The organism is Blastococcus brunescens, assembly GCF_035320885.1.
Taxonomy (GTDB): domain Bacteria; phylum Actinomycetota; class Actinomycetes; order Mycobacteriales; family Geodermatophilaceae; genus Blastococcus_B; species Blastococcus_B brunescens.
In genome coordinates this window covers 3,644,377-3,659,889 of record NZ_CP141261.1, presented here as the reverse complement: position 1 = coordinate 3,659,889, position 15,513 = coordinate 3,644,377, and the positions used below count along the sequence as shown (strand labels likewise).

Annotated in this window: 15 protein-coding genes and 4 pseudogenes; 15 read left to right on the top strand and 4 right to left on the bottom strand. The window is 72.5% G+C overall.

Annotated elements, in window-relative coordinates; all coding sequences use genetic code 11:
• Positions 1 to 212 precede the first annotated feature (212 nt).
• From U6N30_RS24535 to U6N30_RS24465, 15 genes and pseudogenes are all read left to right on the top strand, one after another.
• A complete protein-coding gene (locus U6N30_RS24535) occupies positions 213 to 1,256 on the top strand; it encodes a BMP family lipoprotein (RefSeq protein WP_324274336.1) in 1,044 nt (347 codons plus the stop codon).
• 170 nt (positions 1,257 to 1,426) lie between these two features.
• Positions 1,427 to 2,065, top strand: a pseudogene (locus U6N30_RS24530) (ATP-binding cassette domain-containing protein); the annotation flags it as partial.
• A 404-nt stretch (positions 2,066 to 2,469) separates the two neighbouring features.
• Positions 2,470 to 3,174 (top strand): ATP-binding cassette domain-containing protein, encoded by a 705-nt coding sequence (locus U6N30_RS24525; RefSeq protein ID WP_324274335.1) that lies wholly within the window; start codon positions 2,470 to 2,472, stop codon positions 3,172 to 3,174.
• On the top strand, positions 3,171 to 3,737 hold the full coding sequence (locus tag U6N30_RS24520) for an ABC transporter permease subunit (RefSeq protein WP_324274334.1): 567 nt from the start codon (positions 3,171 to 3,173) through the stop codon (positions 3,735 to 3,737). The genes U6N30_RS24525 and U6N30_RS24520 overlap by 4 nt, the downstream gene beginning before the upstream one ends.
• A gap of 70 nt (positions 3,738 to 3,807) precedes the next feature.
• Entirely contained in the window at positions 3,808 to 4,413 is a 606-nt protein-coding gene (locus U6N30_RS24515) for an ABC transporter permease subunit (protein ID WP_324274333.1), read from the top strand.
• A gap of 55 nt (positions 4,414 to 4,468) precedes the next feature.
• Positions 4,469 to 5,641, top strand: coding sequence for an ABC transporter permease (locus tag U6N30_RS24510; RefSeq protein ID WP_324274332.1), 1,173 nt, complete (start codon positions 4,469 to 4,471; stop codon positions 5,639 to 5,641).
• A pseudogene (locus U6N30_RS24505) lies at positions 5,641 to 6,021 on the top strand (cytidine deaminase); the annotation flags it as partial. The gene U6N30_RS24510 and the pseudogene U6N30_RS24505, both read left to right, overlap by 1 nt.
• 40 nt (positions 6,022 to 6,061) lie before the next feature.
• Positions 6,062 to 7,192 carry a thymidine phosphorylase gene (locus tag U6N30_RS24500; RefSeq protein ID WP_324274331.1) on the top strand — a complete coding sequence of 377 codons (1,131 nt, stop codon included), beginning with the start codon at positions 6,062 to 6,064 and terminating at the stop codon, positions 7,190 to 7,192.
• Positions 7,141 to 7,329, top strand: a complete 189-nt coding sequence (locus tag U6N30_RS24495) for a hypothetical protein (RefSeq protein ID WP_324278446.1) — start codon at positions 7,141 to 7,143, stop codon at positions 7,327 to 7,329. The genes U6N30_RS24500 and U6N30_RS24495 overlap by 52 nt, the downstream gene beginning before the upstream one ends.
• Before the next feature lie 126 nt (positions 7,330 to 7,455).
• A complete protein-coding gene (locus U6N30_RS24490) occupies positions 7,456 to 7,866 on the top strand; it encodes an ATP-binding cassette domain-containing protein (RefSeq protein WP_324274330.1) in 411 nt (136 codons plus the stop codon).
• Positions 7,749 to 8,330 carry an ABC transporter ATP-binding protein gene (locus tag U6N30_RS24485; RefSeq protein WP_324274329.1) on the top strand — a complete coding sequence of 194 codons (582 nt, stop codon included), beginning with the start codon at positions 7,749 to 7,751 and terminating at the stop codon, positions 8,328 to 8,330. The genes U6N30_RS24490 and U6N30_RS24485 overlap by 118 nt, the downstream gene beginning before the upstream one ends.
• A gap of 13 nt (positions 8,331 to 8,343) precedes the next feature.
• Entirely contained in the window at positions 8,344 to 9,957 is a 1,614-nt protein-coding gene (locus U6N30_RS24480; protein WP_324274328.1) for an ABC transporter permease, read from the top strand.
• On the top strand, positions 9,846 to 10,259 hold the full coding sequence (locus tag U6N30_RS24475) for a hypothetical protein (protein WP_324278445.1): 414 nt from the start codon (positions 9,846 to 9,848) through the stop codon (positions 10,257 to 10,259). The genes U6N30_RS24480 and U6N30_RS24475 overlap by 112 nt, the downstream gene beginning before the upstream one ends.
• Before the next feature lie 241 nt (positions 10,260 to 10,500).
• Positions 10,501 to 10,773 (top strand): annotated as a pseudogene (locus U6N30_RS24470) (DEAD/DEAH box helicase); the annotation flags it as partial.
• Positions 10,774 to 10,951: 178 nt separating this feature from the next.
• A complete protein-coding gene (locus U6N30_RS24465) occupies positions 10,952 to 12,031 on the top strand; it encodes a DEAD/DEAH box helicase (protein WP_324274327.1) in 1,080 nt (359 codons plus the stop codon).
• A 113-nt stretch (positions 12,032 to 12,144) separates the two neighbouring features.
• On the opposite strand, the gene U6N30_RS24460 is transcribed toward U6N30_RS24465, so the two are convergent.
• The 4 genes and pseudogenes from U6N30_RS24460 to U6N30_RS24445 all read right to left on the bottom strand — a co-directional run bounded on the left by U6N30_RS24460 (position 12,145) and on the right by U6N30_RS24445 (position 15,430).
• A complete protein-coding gene (locus tag U6N30_RS24460; protein ID WP_324274326.1) occupies positions 12,145 to 12,567 on the bottom strand; it encodes a hypothetical protein in 423 nt (140 codons plus the stop codon).
• Between the two features lie 59 nt (positions 12,568 to 12,626).
• Positions 12,627 to 13,244 (bottom strand): hypothetical protein, encoded by a 618-nt coding sequence (locus tag U6N30_RS24455; RefSeq protein ID WP_324274325.1) that lies wholly within the window; start codon positions 13,242 to 13,244, stop codon positions 12,627 to 12,629.
• A complete protein-coding gene (locus U6N30_RS24450) occupies positions 13,217 to 14,485 on the bottom strand; it encodes an aldehyde dehydrogenase family protein (protein WP_324274324.1) in 1,269 nt (422 codons plus the stop codon). Before U6N30_RS24450 ends, U6N30_RS24455 begins: the two co-directional genes overlap by 28 nt.
• Positions 14,482 to 15,430: pseudogene (locus U6N30_RS24445) on the bottom strand (aldehyde dehydrogenase family protein). Before U6N30_RS24445 ends, U6N30_RS24450 begins: the two are co-directional and overlap by 4 nt.
• Between the last annotated feature and the right edge of the window lie 83 nt (positions 15,431 to 15,513).

Below are 15,513 nucleotides of genomic sequence, written 5' to 3'. Positions count from 1 at the left end.
CGGTCCCGGTGCTTCGCAACGATCGCATCTCAGTCCGGGGCGAGGCAGTGGTGTCCGTCGCGGCCGCGGTTAGCGTTCCTCAGTCCTAAGCGATCGAGTCCGGCTCGTGCGACACGAGGCGGCCGGGGCCGATGGATTCCTGACCCCACCGGGGCGCACCTCGGAAGACCGTGCGCCCCTCCAGAGAGGAGATCGTCTTGCGCCGAGCGCGGATGACGAAGGCTGCGGCACTGCTGCTGGCCGGCGGCCTGGCCCTGTCGGCCTGTGCCAGCGACGAGGACGGCGGCGGCGACACCGCCGCCGAGGGCGGCGGCGCCAGCGAGGAGCTCAAGGTCGGCGTCGCCTACGACACCGGCGGCCGTGGCGACCGCTCGTTCAACGACTCGGCCATCGCCGGCGTCGAGGCCGCGATCGACGAGCACGGCGGCGAGGTCCGCGACCTCAGCCCGAACTCCGACGCCTCCAACCGCGTCGAGCTGCTGACCCAGCTCGCCGACGAGGGCTACAACCCGATCATCGCCGTCGGCTTCGCCTACGGCGACGTGATCGGTGACGTCGTGGAGCAGTACCCGGACACGACCTTCGCGATCGTCGACTCCTCGGTCGAGGAGATCGGCGCCGACAACCTCGTCGGCCTGCTGTTCGCCGAGGAGCAGGGTTCCTTCCTCGCCGGTGTCGCGGCCGCGCTGAAGACCGAGACCAACAGCGTCGGCTTCGTCGGCGGTGTCGAGACGCCGCTGATCCAGAAGTTCCAGGCCGGTTTCGAGGCCGGCGTCGAGGCCGTGGACCCGGCCATCACGGTCACCTCGGAGTACATCTCGCCGGCCGGTGACTTCTCCGGCTTCAACGACCCGGCCCGTGGCCAGATCGTCGCGCAGGGCATGTTCGACCGCGGGGCGGACATCGTCTACCACGCCGCCGGTGGCTCTGGTCTGGGTGTCTTCCAGGCCGCTGCCGCCTCCAACGGCCGCGCGATCGGCGTCGACTCCGACCAGTACCAGACCGTCGACGACCCGGCCCTGCAGGCCGTGATCATGACCTCGATGCTCAAGCGCGTCGACAACGCCGTCCAGTCGTTCATCGACAGCTTCGTCGAGGGCGACTTCGAGGGCGGCCAGGACGTCATCTACGACCTCGAGTCCGAGGGCGTGGGCCTGTCCGAGTCCGGTGGCTTCATCGAGGACATCCAGGGCGAGATCGACGAGTACCGGCAGCAGATCATCGACGGTGAGATCGAGGTCCCGACGACCCCGTGACACCCGGTCGCGGGCCCGCTCGGGTGGGCCCGCGACCGCGATCGACCCCGACGGCGGGTCCGGGCGCGCCGCTCCACGGTGCGGAACCCGGGCCCGCCGTCGTGATCCGGCGCCGCTCGCCCGCCGCCGCCGAACCCCGGTCTCCCACCTGGACGGCGTGGTGCGACATCATGCGGCCAGCCCGATCCGCGCACCCCGAGGGTCCGCCCGGCCCGGGAACCCGCCGTTCGACGGTCGATCCCGTCGCCGGCGCAGACGAGCAGACGTGCGCCGCGCACCCGTGGCCGCACACGAGGGAGAGGCCCACCATGGCCGCAACAGGAGTGACCGGCGGGAGCCCGCCCCCGGCGCAGGCCGGCCAGGCCGCCTACGCCGTCGAGCTGCGCGGCATCACCAAGCGTTTCCCCGGTGTCGTCGCCAACCGTGACATCGAGTTGCGGGTCCGCCGCGGTGAGGTGCACGCGATCGTGGGCGAGAACGGCGCCGGCAAGTCCACGCTGATGAAGACCCTCTACGGCATGCACCGCCCGGACGAGGGGGCGATCCTGCTCGACGGCCGCGAGGTGCACTTCCGGAGCCCCGCCGACGCCATCGCGGCGGGGATCGGCATGGTCCACCAGCACTTCATGCTGGCCGACAACTTCACCGTCCTCGAGAACATCGTCCTCGGCAGCGAACCCACCCGGGGGTTCCGGCTCGACCGGACCGAGGGCCGCCGCCGCATCGTGGAGATCTCCGAGCGATACTCCCTGGACCTCGACCCCGACGAGCTGGTCGAGAACCTCGGCGTCGGCGCCCGGCAGCGGGTCGAGATCGCCAAGGTGCTCTACCGCGGGGCGACGGTCCTCATCCTCGACGAGCCGACCGCGGTCCTCGTCCCGCACGAGGTCGACGAGCTGTTCGGCAACCTGGCCGAGCTCACCCGCGAGGGCCTGACGGTCATCTTCATCTCGCACAAGCTCGACGAGGTGCGCCGCGTCGCCAACGCGATCACCGTCATCCGGCGCGGGACGACCGTCGGGGTGGCGGACCCGCGGACGACGACGGTCAAGCAGCTGGCCGAGATGATGGTCGGCTCGGAGCTGCCCTCCCCGGAGACCCGCAGCTCCACCGTGCGGGACGAACCGGTGCTGGTGCTGCGCGGCCTCACCGTGCACACCCGCGAGGGAGGGCGCTCGTCGACGACGTCAGCCTCACCGTCCGGGCCGGCGAGGTGGTCGGGATCGCCGGGGTCGAGGGCAACGGCCAGGCCGAGCTCGTCGACGCGATCATGGGTCTGCGTCCGCTCGTCGCCGGCGAGGTGCGCCTCGACGGCGGACGCGCGGGCGACGGCGGGGACCACGGCCCGGAGGACATCACCGGCTGGAGCACCAGGGCCCGGCGCGAGGCCGGTCTGGGCTTCATCCCGGAGGACCGGCACCGCCAGGGCATCCTGCTCGACGCGCCGCTCTGGGAGAACCGGATCCTCGGCCACCAGACCCTCCCGCCCGCGGCGAAGGGCCAGTTCATCGACCGCAAGGCGGCTCGCGCCGACACCGAGCGGATCATGACGGAGTACGACGTCCGCGCCCCGGGACCGGACACGCTCGCCGTCGCCCTGTCCGGCGGCAACCAGCAGAAGCTGATCGTCGGGCGGGAGATGAGCTCGAAGCCCCGTCTGCTGATCGCCGCGCACCCGACGCGGGGTGTCGACATCGGCGCCCAGGCCGCCATCTGGGAACTGCTCAAGGACGCCCGAGCCGAAGGGATGGGGATCCTGCTGATCTCTGCCGACCTCGATGAGCTGATCGGCCTGTCGGACACGCTCCAGGTGATGCTGCGCGGGCGGCTGGTCGCGACCCTGGACCCGGCCAGCGTCACCCCCGAGGACCTGGGCGGCTACATGACCGGGGCTCGCGGCGCGGCGGGTGCGGCATGACCGTCGTCCGCCGCGTGGGCCTGTCGCTGTTCGCGCCCGTCCTGGCCGTCGTCGGTGCGCTGGTCATCTCCATGGCCGTCATGGCGGCGCTGCAGGTGAACCCGATCCGCGTCTTCGAGGTGATGCTCGACTTCGGCGACTCGCCCGCGCAGCAGATCACCGCGCTCGTGGTGATCCTCAACCGAGCCATCCCGCTGTTCCTCGCGGGTCTGGCGGTCGCGATCGCCTTCCGCATGGGCCTGTTCAACATCGGCGTCGAGGGCCAGTACCGGCTGGCCACGATCGTGGCCGCCGCGGCCGGTGCGGCCGTGACGCTGCCCGGGCCGCTCCACGTGCTGTTCATCATCGCCGTGGCGGTCGTCGTCGGCGCGTTCTGGGCAGGCATCGTCGCGGTGCTGAAGGTGACCCGGGGCGTCAGCGAGGTCATCAGCTCGATCATGCTGAACTTCATCGCGCTGGGCCTGGCGTCCTACCTGCTCACCGGGCCGTTCCGGGGAGTGCGGAGGGCGCGTCCATCATCAGCACGGCGGAGATCGCCGAGTCGGGTCAGCTCGGCGGCCTGAACGGGGTCTTCGACGTCCTCGGCCTGGCGAACCCCCGCGCCAGCTCTACGGTTTCCTGCCGATCGCGATCGTGGTGGGCGTGGTCCTCGCCGTCCTGCTCAACCGGACCCGCTTCGGCTACGACCTCAAGATCAGCGGCCTGTCGCCGTCGGCGGCCAGCGCCAGCGGCGTCGATGCGCGCGGCATGGTGATCAAGGCGATGCTGCTCTCCGGGGCGGTCGCCGGTCTCATCGGCCTGCCCGACCTGTTCGGCACCACTCACTCATACACGACCGACTTCACCGCCGGCCTGGGGTTCCTCGGCATCGCGGTCGCCCTGCTGGGGCGCAACCGGCCGCTGGGCATCGCCTTCGCGGCCCTGCTGTTCGCGTTCCTCGACCGCGCTCTGGTCCCGCTGCAGATCGCGGACTTCCCGGCCTCGGTCGTCACGATCATCCAGGGCACGATCGTGCTCGCCGTCGTCGTCGCCAACGAGGTCGCCCGGCGGGTCACCCGACGGTCGGCCGAGCGGGGAGCGCGGAGCCTCCGGCGCCGGTCGCGGGTGACGGCGGGGCGGCGGCGACGCAGACGCCGAGCGGCCCGGCGGGCCCGGCCGGCGATACCGACGAGCGGCAGGGGCGCAGCGATGAGCACCGTGGTGACCTCACCCGGGCCGCGGCCCAGCCGGGGCCCCTGACCGACCTGCTGACCGGCGGGGGAAGGGGCGGCGGTTCCTCTGGATCGCGCTGGCGGTGGTCGTGCTGATGTCCCTCGTGCGCGCCATCAGCGGCGAGGAGGCGCTGACGTCGTCCTCGACGATGTCCGCTGCCCTGCTGCTGGCGGTGCCGATCGGGCTGGCCGCGCTGGGCGGGCTGTTCGCCGAGCGTGCGGGCGTGGTCAACATCGGCCTCGAGGGCATGATGATCCTGGGCACCTGGGGCGCCGGGTACGCCGGCTACCAGTGGGGCTGGGGCGCCGCGCTCGTCGGCGGGGTGCTGTTCGGTGCGCTCGGCGGGCTGCTGCACGCGATCGCCACCGTCACCTTCGGCGTCGACCACGTGGTGTCCGGCGTGGCGATCAACATCCTGGCCGCCGGGGTGGCGCGGTTCCTCTCCGAGCTCTTCTACTCCGACAACGAGGCGGGTGGCGGGGTCACCCAGTCGCCGTCGATGTCCAGCGATCCGCCGCGGCTGTCGCTGCCGGTGCTCTCCTCCGGGCCGGACCTGCTCGGTGACCTGGAGCGTCAGCACTGGTTCCTGCTCAGCGACGTCGCGGGGATCCTGCGCGGGTTCACCAGCGGCGTCGGACTGCTGACGGTCCTCGCGGTGCTCCTGATCCCGGCGTCCTACCTGCTGCTCTGGCGGACGGCGTTCGGGCTGCGGCTGCGCTCCTGCGGCGAGAACCCGGCGGCCGCCGACTCGCTCGGTGTCGCGGTGTACCGGATGAAGTACATCGCGGTGATCATCTCCGGGTCGCTCGCGGGCATGGGCGGGGTCTTCCTCGTCTTCATCGCCGGCATCTACCGCGAGAACCAGACCAACGGCCGTGGCTTCATCGGTCTGGCCGCGTTGATCTTCGGCAACTGGCGCCCCGGCGGCCTCGCCACGGGTGCGGGGCTGTTCGGCTTCGCCGACGCCCTGCAGCTGCGCAGCCGCTCCGCCGTCGTCGCGTTGCTGCTCCTGGTGGCCGTGCTCCTGGCCGCCGTGGCGGTGTGGCAGTTCCTCCGTCGCCGGGCCCTGCAGGCGGTCCTCGCCGCAGCCTTCGCCGCCGCGGCCCTCACCGGCTTCGTGCTCATCGACGAGCTCCCGCCGGGGATCGTCTCCTTCACCCCGCACCTGACGACGCTGCTCGTCCTGTCGCTGGCGTCCCAGCGATTGCGCATGCCCCAGGCCGACGGCCTGGTCTACCGACGAGGAGAGCACTAGTGACCCGTCCCGAGCCCGACTGGGAGGCGCTGCGGGCGGCCGCACGCGAGGCGATGACGCACGCGTACGCGCCGTACTCGACGTTCCCCGTCGGCGTCGCCGGGCTCGTGGACGACGGGCGCGTGGTGACCGGCTGCAACGTGGAGAACGCCTCCTACGGCCTCGGGCTGTGCGCCGAGTGCGGCATGGTGAGCGACCTCGCCCGCACCGGGGGCGGCCGCCTCGTCGCGGTCGCGTGCGTCGGCGGGGACGGGCAGCCGCTCATGCCCTGTGGCCGCTGCCGGCAGCTGCTGTGGGAGCACGGCGGGGCCGAGATGCTCATCGAGACGGTGTCGCTCGGCATCGTGCCGATGCGCGAGGTGCTGCCCGACGCCTTCGGGCCGGACGACCTGGTCGCTGCCGCGGAGCGGGGCAGGGCTGATGGATGCCATCGACGTCCTCCGTACGAAGCGGGACGGCGGGGAGCTGACGGCCGAGCAGATCCGCTGGGTCGTCGGCGCCTATACCGACGGCGTGGTTCCGGACGAGCAGATGAGCGCCCTGCTCATGGCTGTCTTCTTCCGCGGGATGACGCCGGACGAGCTCGCCGTGTGGACCCAGGCGATGATCGACTCGGGCGAGCGGAAGGACCTCTCCTCGCTCGGCCGGCCCACCGCCGACAAGCACTCCACCGGCGGGGTCGGCGACAAGATCACCCTGCCGCTGGCGCCGCTCGTGGCCGCGTGCGGGGTGGCGGTGCCGCAGCTCTCCGGCCGAGGGCTCGGGCACACCGGCGGCACGCTGGACAAGCTCGAGGCCATCCCCGGGTGGCGGGCCGACGTCCACGAGGAGGCCTACCTCCGGCAGCTGCGCGAGGTCGGCGCGGTGATCTGCGCGGCGGGCAACGACCTGGCCCCGGCGGACAAGAAGCTGTACGCGCTGCGCGACGTGACGGGCACGGTCGAGTCGATCCCGTTGATCGCCAGCTCGATCATGAGCAAGAAGATCGCGGAGGGTGCCGATGCGCTGGTGCTGGACGTGAAGACCGGCTCCGGGGCCTTCATGAAGAGCGCCGACGACGCGCGCACGCTGGCGCGGACGATGGTCGGGCTGGGAGAGGCGGCCGGGGTGCGGACGGTCGCGCTGGTGACCGCGATGGACCGCCCGCTGGGTCGCGCCGCGGGCAACGCCGTCGAGGTGGCCGAGTCGGTCGAGGTGCTCGCCGGGGGCGGGCCGGCCGACGTCGTCGAGCTGACCCTCGCCCTGGCCCGCGAGATGCTGGCCGGGGCGGGGCGGGAGGACGTCGACCCGGCCGACGCGCTGGCCGACGGCCGCGCCATGGACGTGTGGCGCGCGATGATCGCGGCCCAGGGCGGCGATCCCGACGCCCCGCTCCCTGCACCGGCCGAGACGCACGTGATGACCGCCCCGGCGACCGGCACGCTGACCCGGCTGGACGCGTTCTCCTCGGCGTCGCGGCCTGGCGGCTGGGCGCGGGCCGGGCCCGCAAGGAGGACCTGGTGTCGGCCGCGGCCGGCGTCGTCTGGCGGGCGGGGGTGGGCGAGCAGGTGACCGCCGGCCAGCCGCTGCTCGAGCTGCAGACCGACGACGCCTCGCGGATCCCGCGGGCGCTGGAGGCGCTCGAGGGCGCGATCGGCGTCGACACGGACGAGCAACCGCTGCCGCTGATCCTCGACCGCATCGAATGACACGGCGACCCTCCGGGCCGCACCGCGGCCGGCTGCCGTCCCCGATCGCCGTGGAGCCGCTGCGTCGCGCCTGCGCGGACCCTCCGGGGCACACTCGCCGCGACAGGGCGGGGACACTCTCTTTCTGTGACCCGCTTTTCTCCGGCCGTCGAACGCGACCGGCCCCAGCCGATCGACGCGGACGCCGCCATCTCCATCCGCGGCCTGGTCAAGCGGTATGGCGACTTCGTGGCCGTCGACGGTCTCGACCTCGACATCCGGCGCGGCGAGATCTTCGCGCTGCTCGGCCCCAACGGCGCCGGCAAGACGACGACGGTCGAGATCTGCGAGGGCTACCGCAGCCGAGACGCCGGGGAGGTCCGCGTGCTGGGGAGGACCCGGCCGACGGCGCCCGGTCGTGGAAGGCGCAGCTGGGCATCGTGTTGCAGTCCGGCGCCGGCGACAGCCAGCTCACCACCCGGGAGATGCTGGCGGCCCAGGCGTCCTACTACGCCGACCCGCGCGATCCCGACGAGGTCCTCGAGCTCGTCGGTCTGACGGAGAAGGCAGGTGTCCGGGGCAAGGCGCTCTCCGGCGGCCAGCGCCGGCGTCTCGACGTCGCGCTCGGCATCGTCGGCCGGCCCACGCTGCTCTTCCTCGACGAGCCGACGACCGGCTTCGACCCCGAGGCGCGGCGCCAGTTCTGGTCGCTGATCCGGTCGCTGCGGGAGCTCGGCACCACGATGCTGCTCACCACGCACTACCTCGACGAGGCGGAGGCGCTGGCCGACCGCGTCGGCGTCATCACCCGGGGCAGCTGGTGGAGGTGGCCGTCCCGTCGCTGCTCGGCGGACGGGAGACCGCTCCCGCCGTCGTCAGCTGGACCGAGGACGGCGCCCGCCGTACCGAGGCCACGGCGTCGCCGACTGCCTTCGTGCGCGACCTCGCCGCGCGCTTCCCCGGCGAGGTCCCGGACCTCGCGGTGGCCCGGCCCACCCTCGAGGACGTCTACCTGCAGATGATCGGCGAAGCGCGATGACGACCACCACGAGCCCGACCTCGGTGAAGCCGCTGCCGTCCCTGCCGAGCGTCTACCGCTCACGCGCCTCGGTCGAGCTCAAGGAGTTCTTCCGCCAGCGGGAGTCGGTGGTCTTCACGCTGATGCTGCCGGTGCTGCTGCTGGTCGTGTTCGGTGCGGTGCTGGACTTCGACCTGGGCAATGGCGTCAGCTTCATCCAGTACTTCATGGCCGGGATCATCGCGGCCGGCATCCTGGGCGCCAGCCTGCAGAACATGGCGATCAGCATCGCGACCGAGCGCTCGGACGGCACGCTGAAGAGCCTGGTCGGGACGCCGATGCCGAAGAGCGCCTACTTCGTCGGCAAGGTCGTGCAGGTGCTCGCCGTCACGGTGGCGATCATCGTGGTGCTGCTGCTCATCGGCGTCGTCTTCTACGGCATCGAGCTGCCCTCGGGCGCCGACTGGCTGACCTTCGCCTGGGTGGCGGCTCTCGGGGCCGCCGCCTGCACGCTGCTCGGGATCGCGATCTCCAGCCTGGCCAAGAACGGCCGGTCGGCCTCGGCGACCGTGACCCCTTCGCGCTGCTGCTGCAGTTCATCTCGGGGTGTTCTTCCAGTTCGACGAGATCCCGACGTGGATGCAGACGGTGGCGGCGTTCTTCCCGCTGAAGTGGATGGCGCAGGGGCTGCGCTCGGTCTTCCTGCCCGACGTGATGGCCGCATCGGAGCCGGCAGGGTCGTGGGAGCTGGGCCGGACGGCGCTGGTCCTGGGTGCGTGGTGCATCGCCGGGCTGCTGTTGTGCGTCGCGACCTTCCGCTGGCAGGACCGCGGGTCGGACTGAGCTACGTTCCCCTGGTGCCTGCACCGCTGAACGCCGAGAACGTCGTCCGCGCCCCGAAGGTCCTGCTGCACGACCACCTCGACGGCGGCCTGCGGCCGGAGACGGTGCTCGAACTGGCCGACGAGCACGGCTACGGCGGTCTGCCGGGGGCCGATCCGGAGAGCCTCGGGGCGTGGTTCCGCCGGGCGGCCGACTCCGGTTCCCTGGTGCAGTACCTGGAGACGTTCGCGCACACCGTCGGGGTGATGCAGCAGCCGGAGTCGATCCACCGGGTGGCGCGGGAGTGCGCGCTCGACCTGGCCTCCGACGGCGTCGTCTACGCCGAGGTGCGGTTCGCGCCCGAACTCTCCACCGCGCACGGCCTTCAGATCGAGGAGGTCGTCGAGGCGATGGTGGACGGCTTCGCCGTCGGGAGCCGCGAGGCCACCGAGGCCGGTACCCCGATCCGGGTCGGTGCCCTGCTCTGCGCGATGCGGCAGGCCGACCGCTGGGACGACGTCGCAGGGTTGGTCGTCCGCTACCGGGACGCCGGCGTCGTCGGGTTCGACCTGGCCGGTCCCGAGATCGGTTTTCCCCGGACCGGATCCCTTCGGCGATCGGGGTGCTCGACGGTGCCCGGGCGCACCGCACGATCCACGCCGGTGAGGCCGCCGGCATCGACAGCATCCGCGCGGCGCTGGACGGGGCGCGTGCCGAGCGGCTCGGCCACGGTGTCCGCATCGCCGACGAGGTGGCCGCCGACGGCACGCTGGGCCCGCTGGCGCAGCGGGTGCTCGACGAGCAGGTGACCCTGGAGATCGCGCCGTCGTCCAACGTGCAGACCGGCGCCTACCCCTCGCTGGCCGAGCACCCCGTCGACCGGCTGCACCGGCTCGGCTTCGCCGTCACCCTCAACACCGACAACCGGCTGATGAGCGGCGTCTCGGTCAGCAGCGAGGTCACCGCCGTCGCGAGCACGTTCGGCTGGTCCTGGGACGACGTCCGGACGGTCACCGAGCGTGCGCTCGCCGCCGCGTTCCTGGGTGACTCGGAACGCTCCCGCCTGCTCGAGCAGGTCGTCCGGCCCGGGTACGCGGCGCTCCTGGCCTGACGGAGGGTGACCGCTGACACCCGGTCGGGGGAATCGTCCGGCGGTCTTCGCTGCTAACCTGGGTGCACCGGCACAACGCCGGTCATCCTCCCGGACGGTTGGTCCGGGCATGAGCGCATCCGTGCAGATCACGCGTTCCATCCCTGGGCGCATCCGATCGCCAAGTGAGGACGCCGGTACCTGACGGTGCTCCTCCTCTTTCACGGGACGCGCTCCGAGCTGTATCGGAGCCCCACCCCGCATGTCGTTGATCCACCCTGCCGCGTTCGAGTCCACCGCGACCGAGAACGCCGTCCAGAACACTGAGATCACCACCGAGAACATCGCCACCGAGAACGTCGTCGAGGCCCCGGCCGGCCCGACGTTCCACGAGCTGGGTCTTCCCCAGACGCTCGTCACGGCGCTCGAGCGGCGCGGTATCCACCGTCCGTTCGCCATCCAGACCTCCGCCCTGCCCGACGCCCTCGCCGGGCGCGACGTGCTCGGCAAGGCCGCGACGGGGTCGGGCAAGACGCTGGCCTTCGGCCTGCCGCTGCTCGCCCGCGTCGGCCAGGAGGTCAAGAACGGCCGCCGCGCCCCCGCGGTCTGGTCCTCGTGCCGACCCGTGAGCTGGCCCAGCAGGTGCACGACGCGCTGGCGCCCTCGGTCAGGCCAGCGGCGTCCAGCTGGTCGCCGTCTACGGCGGCGCGCCCATGTACCGCCAGATCCAGCAGCTCCGTCGTGGCGTCGACGTGATCATCGCCACGCCGGGCCGGCTGCAGGACCTGATCAACCAGGGCGAGGCCACCCTCGCCGAGGTCGTCATCACCGTGCTGGACGAGGCCGACTTCATGGCCGACCTGGGCTTCCTCCCGGTCGTCAAGGAGCTGCTCGACCAGACCGACCGCAACGCCCAGCGGCTGCTGTTCTCGGCCACGCTGGACGGCGAGGTCGACTCCCTCGTCCGTCGCTACCTCAAGGACCCGGCCCGGCACGAGGTCAAGCGAGCCGGGGACGACGCCCCGCCGGCCGAGCACCTGGCGTTCAGCCTCGCCTTCCGGGACAAGCTGCAGGTGGCCACCGAGCTGGCCGGCCGCCCGGGCCGGACGATCGTCTTCGCCCGCACCCAGCTGGGTGTCGACCGGCTGGCCGAGAACCTGAAGGCCGCCGGGATCAAGGCGGAGGCGATCCACGGCGGGCTGCCCCAGGCGGCGCGCAAGCGCGCTCTGGAGGAGTTCACCGACGCCCGGTCCCCGGTCCTCGTGGCCACGGACGTCGCCGCCCGCGGCATCCACGTGGACGACGTCTCGCTGGTCCTGCACTACGACCCGCCGACGGACGCCAAGACCTACCTGCACCGCTCGGGCCGCACGGCTCGCGCGGGTGCCGCCGGCGTCGTCGTCTCGCTGCTGCTGCCCGACCAGGTCGGCCAGTCCAAGCGCCGGTTCCGCACGGCGAAGGTCGACCCGGCCGTCGACCGGATCCGTCCGGGCGACCAGGCGATCCTCGACCTGGTGGCCACGGGCATCCCGGTGGAGCCCAAGGAGCGCACCCAGCGCGACATGCGTCGTGGCGGCGGTGGCCCCGGTGGGCGCCCGCGTCGTGACGGCGACCGTCCCACCGGCGGGTCCCGCGGCGGCCCGCGTCGCTCGTTCGGCGACAAGCCGCGGCCGGCCGGCGACCGGACCTCGGGCGGTTCGTACGGCGACCGTTCGTCGTCGGGTGGTTCCTACGGCGAGCGGGGTTCCCGCTCGGGCGGGCGGCCCAGCCGTCCGTCGCGCTACTCCAGCTGAACCGCACCTGAACGACGAGGCGGCCGGTACCGGGTTCTCCGGGGCCGGCCGTCGGGGCCCCGTCCGGAGGCTCGCCGCGAGCTTGCGAGCGGTGAGTGGGACGGGGCCCTTTTTCAGTCGCGGAAGACGAGCGCCCCGCCGATCTGGATGACGACCTCGTCCCACTGCCGGCGCAGCTCGCCGGCGTCCTCCTGGCGGAGCGGGGCGGACGGCGGGGTCTCGCCGCGCGCCACGGCCTGGCCCAGACCGGACGACGGCGCGAGCAGCTCGTCGACCCGGGTGAGGCCGGCGTACTCAGCCAGGTCCCGCACGCCCTCGACCGGCTGGGCGAACGCCTGGTGGTCGACCAGTCCGGCGGCGCCGTCGGCGACCTCGGAGAGGACCTCGGTCAGCTCGGTGAGGTCGTACCGGTCCTGGTCGGACGGCAGCGGTGGGACGTCGGTGTCGGCGACCTCCGGCCAGGACGCGATCTCCATGAGGTCGTGGGCCTCGGTTCCCCTGCAGAAGCGGACGAGGTCCTCGGGGGTGTCGAACACGAAGACCTCGCCGTCGCGACCCAGGAACCGGGCGACGTCCTCGACGTAGCAGCGCAGGGTCAGCCCGGCGCCCTCGGGGACGACGATCTCGACGGGCAGGATGCCGACGGCCTCCCAGAACTCCCCGGCCTTCGCGACCTCGCTCGGCGAGGTGCCGATCCGGCCCCTCGGGCGATGGTGCGCACCGGGGCCGCGGCGGCCGAACCCGCCGGCTGGTCGCCCGCACCCACCTCGTCGTCCCCGTCCCCCAGGTCTCCGGGGGTGCCGTCCTCGGCCTCCGACGCCGAGGGGTAGTCCTCGAGCGTGGCCGCCCCCGCGCCCGTCCAGTCGAAGTGCTCGTCCAGCTCCTCGACGACGTCCTCCCACAGGTCGTCGAGGACACCGCCCACGCCCACCCAGGCGTCCTCGCCGGAGCGGCCGACGAAGGCGTCGACGCCGAGGCCCAGGGAGCCGATCTCCGGCTTGGCGGCCAGTTCGGCCACGGCCTCGAACTGCGTCTCGTCGTCGTCCTCACTGGTGTCGAGGCACTCGGCGAGCCGGCTGACGATGTCGATCGTGGCGGCGAGCTCCTCGACGGCCCACCGGTCCGGGTTCTCGGCGGCGATGTCGTACACGCCGTCGAGGTCGAAGCGGTGGTCGTCGTCGGGCGTCAGGTCGGCGGCACCGAGTCCGGCCACGACCGGCCACACCGGATGGTCGGAGAGGTCGTGGTGGGTGCTGCGCCGGCAGAACGCGGCGAGCGCCGCGGGGGTCGGGAAGAGGTGGACTTTCGCAGTCTCGTCCTCGGTCGTGCCGAGGAACGCCTGCCATTCCTCCCCGTCCTCCTCCCACGGCGGAGCCCACAGCGTGTAGCCGGTGCGGTCATCGAGGGTGAGTGCGATCGGGACGATGCTGGGCCTGGCCACGGGCCCATCCTGCCCGGTCCACCGTGGAACGCGCGCCCGGGTTCCGGAGCGGCGTGCACGGCTGCACCCCGATCGGGTGCCAGGAGGAGGACCCTCCTGCTCCCATCACTCGCAAGGCTCGCGGGGAGCCCTGCAGGAAGGCTGTCAGACGCCGATCGGATGCCACACGGTCTTGGTCTCGAGGAGCGGCGACATCCGGGACAGGCCGGGGTCCGCCGTCCAGTCCGGCTCGGTCGCCGGGGGCGGAGCACCCGCTTGACAGTGCCGGCGGCCTCCCGCTCGAACTCCATCGCGCGTCCGGCGGGGGCGCCGGTCAGGTCGATGGCGTCGACGTCGGCGTGCTCGGCCAGCCAGGTGCCCAGCTCAGCGGCGTCCCCGGTCAGCAGGTTCACCGCTCCCTTCGGGACGTCGCTGGTGGCGAGCACCTCGGCGAGGGTGACCGCGGGCAACGGCCGCTCCTTGGACGTCACGACGACCGCGGTGCTGCCGGTGGCCAGGACCGGCGCGAGGACGCTGACCAGGCCGAGCAGCGAGGACTGCTGGGGCGCCAGGACGGCGACGACACCGGTCGGCTCGGGCATGGAGAAGTCGAAGTACGGTCCGGCGACGGGGTTGGCCCCGCCGAGGACGGCGGCCAGCTTGTCGGTCCACCCGGCGTACCAGACCCACCGGTCGATGGCGGCGTCCACGGCGGCGCGCGCCTTGGACGCCGACAGGCCCTCCCCGGCGGCGACCTCCTCGCAGAACTGGACGTGCCGGCCCTCCATCACCTCCGCCACGCGGTACAGCACCTGTCCGCGGTTGTAGGCGGTGGCGGCCGACCACGCGGGGAACGCGGCGCGGGCGGCGACGACGGCGTCCCGGGTGTCCTTGCGGGAGGCCCAGGCGGCGTTGGCGAGGAAGTGGCCCTTGCTGTCGGTGACCTCGTACGTGCGCCCGGACTCCGAGCGCGGGAACGCGCCGTTCACGTACAGCTTGTAGGTCTTGCGGACGGCGAGACGATCGCTGCTCACTGCTCAGCACCCTTCAGGTACGCGGCCAGGCCGTGGCGGCCGCCCTCGCGGCCGTAGCCGGACTGCTTGTAGCCGCCGAACGGCGAGGTGGGGTCGAACTTGTTGAACGTGTTGGCCCACACGACGCCGGCCCGCAGCTGGTTCGCGATCTTCAGGATCCGCGAGCCCTTCTCCGTCCAGATCCCGGCCGAGAGCCCGTAGGTGGTGTTGTTGGCCTTGGCGACGGCCTCGTCGGGCGTGCGGAAGGTCAGCACGGAGAGCACCGGGCCGAAGACCTCGTCCCGGGCGATGCGGTGCGCGGGGAGACGTTGGTGAACACGGTCGGCGGGAACCAGAACCCGCGCTCCGGGAGGTCGCAGACCGGCTGCCAGCGCTGGGCGCCCTCGGCCTCGCCGTAGTCGGAGAGCTCCCGGATACGGGCGAGCTGCTCCGCGGAGTTGATGGCGCCGATGTCGGTGTTCTTGTCCAGCGGGTCACCGACGCGCAGGGTGCCGATCCGCCGCTGCAGCGAGGCGATGACCTCGTCGTGGATCGACTCCTGCACCAGCAGCCGGGAGCCCGCGCAGCAGACGTGACCCTGGTTGAAGAAGATCCCTGGACGATGCCCTCGACCGCCTGGTCGATGGGCGCGTCGTCGAAGACGATGTTGGCCGCCTTGCCGCCGAGTTCGAGAGTGACCCGCTTGCGGGTGCCGGCGACGGCGCGGGCGATCGACTTGCCCACCTCCGTCGACCCGGTGAAGGCCACCTTGTCGACGTCGCCGTGCTCGACGACGGCGCGGCCGGTGTCCCCGGCGCCGGTGACGATGTTGACCACGCCGGGCGGCAGGTCGGCCTGGCGGCAGACCTCGGCGAACAGCAGCGCGGTAAGAGGCGTGGTCTCGGCCGGCTTGAGGACGACGGTGTTGCCGGTCGCCAGGGCGGGCGCGATCTTCCAGGCCAGCATGAGCAGCGGGAAGTTCCACGGGATGACCTGGCCGGCCACGCCGAGGGGCGCGGTGCCGGGCCGAGGCCCGCGTGGTCGAGCTT